The following is a 4518-nucleotide window of genomic DNA, read 5'->3' as shown; positions in this document are numbered from 1 at the left end:
CCTAATGTTCCGTCATCTAGTTTAAATGCATTAGATATAGCTCTCTTAAGTGATAATGCCTCCTCTTTAACATTTTCTATGTCAAGTTTTATCGGAACTTTATCATCTTTTACTTTATTCTTAAATTCGTCTAATTGACTTTTGGCTTTCTGGGTATCCAAATCCAAGTCAATATTTACTTTAACTTCTGACATTTACAATAATCACTCTCCTTTAATAAAAATAAGCACAAGAAAACTACCCTCTCTTGTGCAAGGGTAGTAATTATCCAATATCAAATCCTTTTTGCTTTAAAATCTTCATGCTAATTTCTTTAGAGTCTTTTTCAATAATTTCTGTGCTAGTTTCCTCTAATGTAGTAGCTGGTTTGTATTTAGCACTACTTGACCAATCCCAAACCTTTCCATTTTCTAAAGCCCAAGGAGCATACATGTGGTCACCTTTAGTTTTCTCAGCTAAAGAATACCAGTCACCAGTATCTTGCCATGATAATTCTAGTGATTCATTTGTCTTACTGTTAGTACCAATGCACTCAAATATATCCCCTGACCAACCGCCTACTTGTTCTTTTGTAACCTGTTCCATAGTTTTAATTCCGCTTTCTTCTATTTTGTCTATAATATCAGGGTTACATGTAGTCTTTATATATCTAGCAACATCTTCAATGCTATTGAACTTTCTCGCCATTTTCAATCGTCTTCCTATGATTTATTTCTTCTACTAAATATCCTAAGTCATTAAGCATATTTAAAGTATCTTTTTCTAATAAAGTATTCTTACTCATTCTTATTTCTAAGTTCTTTTTAGTCAATACTTCAAATATTAATTCTTGCATAATGCTTGATAAATATAGAATAACCAAAGACATTTCATAAGAAGGATTGCTCAATATATATACTAAGTCATCTGTATCAATCTGTATATTGGTTAACTTCTTTATAAGTGTCTTAAATATGTCTATATCACTAGCTGTTTTTTTCTTCTTACCTTTTTTATTTACATTTTCAACATTAATATCAACCTGTTTCTTAAAAAATAATAATAATTCTTCCTTGACCTTACCACGTGGATTTTTTATAATTATTTTATTGTCATTAAAATCAATCTCTGCTCTAATTTCCTTAATAGCTAATTCACTTATTTTCATATTACCATCTCCCTTATATATAATAAAAAAAGAGATAGCTTAAGCTACCTCTACATATTAGTCTCTTTTAAATTCTTAACATCGTCTTCTATCATGAGTTTAATTCTATTGGCATCGTCTACCGGAGACATTCTGTTTGTAAATAATCTATTAAAACCATCCATGCCATTAATCATACAGTAAACATTACAAACTTTTTGTCTAGTAGTTATCTTTAATACAACATCGCCAATAACTACATTTTTATTGAAAGTTGATGTTAATGCAACAAGTTTTTTAACATTTCTTTCATATTTGTACACTTCAACTTCCATGTTTAATATATCTCTCTTATTAATTTTATTAAACTCTCTATTTCGTTGATTTACAAAATACACATGCTCGCTGTTAGTATATACTAAGTAGTCATTAATTGGTGATTGACCTAGTGTTAAGCAACTATTTTTCTCTTCTTCATTGTCAATCTTATTTAACATACCAACATACCATCCACTATCTTGATTTATACGGTTAACATCTTTTATATTACTAAAACCTTTCGAAAAACACATAATTGCTATTATAGTTAAAACTACCATTGTTAAAATAAAACCACTATCCATAATTCCCACTCTCCTATAATTTAATATACTTATATTATAGTCCAAGTTTTACAAAAAAGATACCAAAATTATGAAATTTCTTATAATTAATAAAAATAAAACCACCTGATTAGATATTCTTATTATTATTAATTATAAATAAAGGGGATTTATTCCCCTTTATTTTATTACTTTTCAGCTTTTAAAGTAGCTCCACCTGATGGTGGCTCTATAGTAACTAACTTGTTATTAGTATCAAGTAATAAACTTAGCGTGAAACTGAAACTAGCAATGTCCGTTGCAGAGAAAGCTATTTCTGAATTAGGTTCAAACGCTGCCTTGTGGAACGTTATTTGTCTAGTAGTATCAACACCTTGCTCATCCCTAGTTACGAACGTACCTATGATTTTATAGTAATCACTAGGCACAACGTCTGTTATTTCTATCTTTTCACCTGTTAATTTTCCACCTAAGTTAGCTGCTAACATTTCCATCGAGCATAACTCTGCTTCAAGAGTAAGTGTACCGGTTCTTGCACCAGCAAATACTATACTGTCAACCCCTTTTTTCTTAGCTACAGTTTTTTCTGACTCAAGTGCAAAACTTCCTGAGTTTAAATAGTCTACTACAAATGTAGGAGTAGACTGACCTAATTTGTAAAACGTTAGGTTAAAACAATCTTTTATGGCAAATAAGCTCATATTTTATTACCTTCCTTTGTTGAAATATTTTGTACATAAAAAATGCCTAGTCATTATCTTGACTAAGCACACTTTTATCTAATTTAATTTTTTCTGTCCAATGTTCAAACTTTTCTTTGCTCATATCGAATTTTGGACTAACTCGATATAATGTACTAATATCAAAAGACTCTTTTGCATTTATAGTTTCAAATGAATTTTTAATCTGATATATAGTCATGTTCATAACTTTATCGTAATCAGCAATATTAGAATGAATAATAATATTAGATATATCAGCAATGGTAAGAGGACTATCATTTTTCTTTCCTTTTTTATTTCTTTCAAGGAATTTTTTCTTAGCCTCTAGCATCTTATCTGAGATATCTTGATATAAATTATCTTCCTTCTTATCGAATCTTATCTTACTCTTATCAATCCTCATCATCTCAAGTACAACACTACATAACGTATCAAAATTATCATTAGTAACATTAACATCACCAACAATAATATTTAAAGCATCACCTAGTTTTGCCTCAGTTCCATAAAGAAAACTCAAACATTCTAAAATAGAATTGATAACATCAGCACGATTACTTTGATAACAAGTCATAAATAAGAAAGATAAACTTCCTATCTGCTTCTTAATATCCTCAAAAGAACCCTTGTCATTTGATTGACCAAGAATATAATCATTCATTATAAATGGAGTATAAAATCCTTCAATATTAATATCTTTATTTAAAAAATCAATTAGCTTAGGTTGTTTAATAGTACCTAAACCAAAATCTTCTAAATTTAAATCCAATCCAAGAAGATAGTAATATTCATAACCATTTTTCATACTATACCCTCTTTTCTCTGATACCATCAATCTTAAAGATAACATCAAATCCAGAGTATTCAATGCCTAAACCAAATAAATGATTTACTCTATTTACTCTGCATTCACCTAGACCACTAAAATAAGCATCATTCTCAATCAAATATTGAACCCTCTCTAATATAGCAATATCTCTACTACCATTAGCGGTTGTTAAACAATTTTCATGTACCAATATACCTATCTTAAAAGCCATAGTCTTAATATCTTTATTCTTAGCGGTTTCATTCCTCATATCTTCAAGAGTTAAAAATACATTAACATCTTGTTCATGAAGAATCTTCTTAGGTCTTCTATGTAACCAAACTTGCTTATTATATAATTCACTAACAGGATCATCTAAGTCTGGCATAGATAATATATCCTCATCGTGAGTATCTTTGTAATAAACAAACTTATAAAAGACTTCATCAGTCATTAATCTCATAATCATTTCTGATATAATCTGATTGCTCATTCCATATAATTTAGCCATATTATCACCTACAATCCTTTTAATGTAATATCTAAAGTATCTTTTAGTGTATTACTAACAAATAACTTTAATTTAATAACTTCACCAACAAATCTAACATCGCTAGGGAATTTAAATTCACAGTGTTTATTACCACCACCTGGAGTTTCAAATACTAACCTCTTCTTTAGCTCACTAGAACATTCAATTTCCCAATGTCTATATTGAGGATTGTCGGCGGCATCATAAATCTTTTTACTACCAAGCATAGGATTATTATCTCCAACTATAGTAATTGGAGGATGTGTAACATCACCTTCACTATTTTCATTCCAAGCGATGTTGTTAGTTAAATCATCATCATTAATAAGAGTAGTTTGAAGAACAAGTATCTTAATAATACCTTCAGCACCAGTATAAATACCATTGTACTCAAAGTCATTTAAGTGAGTTACCCTAAATACTGTCTTACCAGTAAGCATAACTCTAGTACCTGCTTGAATAGTCCTAGATATAGGATTAGAACCAAAAGTAATCATACGTTTAGAATCCTGTTGAGAAGTGTATTTCTGGTCGGCAAGACCATCTGAATACCACATTGTTACCGTATTTGCTCTTTATCAAATACTTCTTATAGTTTCCTATAAGGTCGGAGTACATTTTCATCTACGTCTTTACGTTTAGATGTTGGACACTCTTGGAGATTTTCTATTCTACATAAGTAGTTTCAATCTCTACTCTCTACAATGTTAATTAAGTTTTAACTCAAT

General features: G+C 29.6%; 8 protein-coding genes. All 8 read right to left on the bottom strand.

The window, feature by feature from the left end:
- Positions 1-194, bottom strand: a 194-nt coding sequence (locus ACRDDY_RS19600) for a hypothetical protein (protein ID WP_438566589.1), incomplete at its 3' end; no start/stop codon positions are given.
- A 70-nt stretch (positions 195-264) separates the two neighbouring features.
- Positions 265-687, bottom strand: a complete 423-nt coding sequence (locus ACRDDY_RS19595; protein ID WP_438566588.1) for a hypothetical protein — start codon at positions 685-687, stop codon at positions 265-267.
- A complete protein-coding gene (locus ACRDDY_RS19590; RefSeq protein ID WP_438566587.1) occupies positions 668-1147 on the bottom strand; it encodes a hypothetical protein in 480 nt (159 codons plus the stop codon). Before ACRDDY_RS19590 ends, ACRDDY_RS19595 begins: the two co-directional genes overlap by 20 nt.
- Before the next feature lie 50 nt (positions 1148-1197).
- Positions 1198-1749 carry a hypothetical protein gene (locus tag ACRDDY_RS19585; RefSeq protein ID WP_438566586.1) on the bottom strand — a complete coding sequence of 184 codons (552 nt, stop codon included), beginning with the start codon at positions 1747-1749 and terminating at the stop codon, positions 1198-1200.
- A 167-nt stretch (positions 1750-1916) separates the two neighbouring features.
- Positions 1917-2429, bottom strand: coding sequence for a hypothetical protein (locus tag ACRDDY_RS19580; protein WP_438566585.1), 513 nt, complete (start codon positions 2427-2429; stop codon positions 1917-1919).
- 46 nt (positions 2430-2475) lie between these two features.
- Entirely contained in the window at positions 2476-3255 is a 780-nt protein-coding gene (locus ACRDDY_RS19575) for a hypothetical protein (RefSeq protein WP_438566584.1), read from the bottom strand.
- 1 nt (position 3256) lies between these two features.
- Positions 3257-3769 (bottom strand): hypothetical protein, encoded by a 513-nt coding sequence (locus ACRDDY_RS19570; protein WP_438566583.1) that lies wholly within the window; start codon positions 3767-3769, stop codon positions 3257-3259.
- 8 nt (positions 3770-3777) lie between these two features.
- Positions 3778-4287, bottom strand: coding sequence for a hypothetical protein (locus tag ACRDDY_RS19565; RefSeq protein WP_438566582.1), 510 nt, complete (start codon positions 4285-4287; stop codon positions 3778-3780).
- Positions 4288-4518: the final 231 nt, after the last annotated feature.

The organism is Clostridium sp. (assembly GCF_051656525.1).
Classification (GTDB): Bacteria; Bacillota; Clostridia; order Clostridiales; family Clostridiaceae; genus Clostridium.
The sequence above is the reverse complement of the archived record's forward strand: the minus strand, read 5'-3'. Positions and strand labels throughout refer to the sequence as shown.

Bases quoted from the DNA above. Each gene is read 5' to 3' on its own strand.
- ACRDDY_RS19595 (WP_438566588.1), bottom strand. From the start codon at position 687: ATGGCGAGAAAGTTCAATAGCATTGAAGATGTTGCTAGATATATAAAG.
- ACRDDY_RS19590 (WP_438566587.1), bottom strand. From the start codon at position 1,147: ATGAAAATAAGTGAATTAGCTATTAAGGAAATTAGAGCAGAGATTGAT.
- ACRDDY_RS19585 (WP_438566586.1), bottom strand. From the start codon at position 1,749: ATGGATAGTGGTTTTATTTTAACAATGGTAGTTTTAACTATAATAGCA.
- ACRDDY_RS19580 (WP_438566585.1), bottom strand. From the start codon at position 2,429: ATGAGCTTATTTGCCATAAAAGATTGTTTTAACCTAACGTTTTACAAA.
- ACRDDY_RS19575 (WP_438566584.1), bottom strand. From the start codon at position 3,255: ATGAAAAATGGTTATGAATATTACTATCTTCTTGGATTGGATTTAAAT.
- ACRDDY_RS19570 (WP_438566583.1), bottom strand. From the start codon at position 3,769: ATGGCTAAATTATATGGAATGAGCAATCAGATTATATCAGAAATGATT.
- ACRDDY_RS19565 (WP_438566582.1), bottom strand. From the start codon at position 4,287: ATGATTACTTTTGGTTCTAATCCTATATCTAGGACTATTCAAGCAGGT.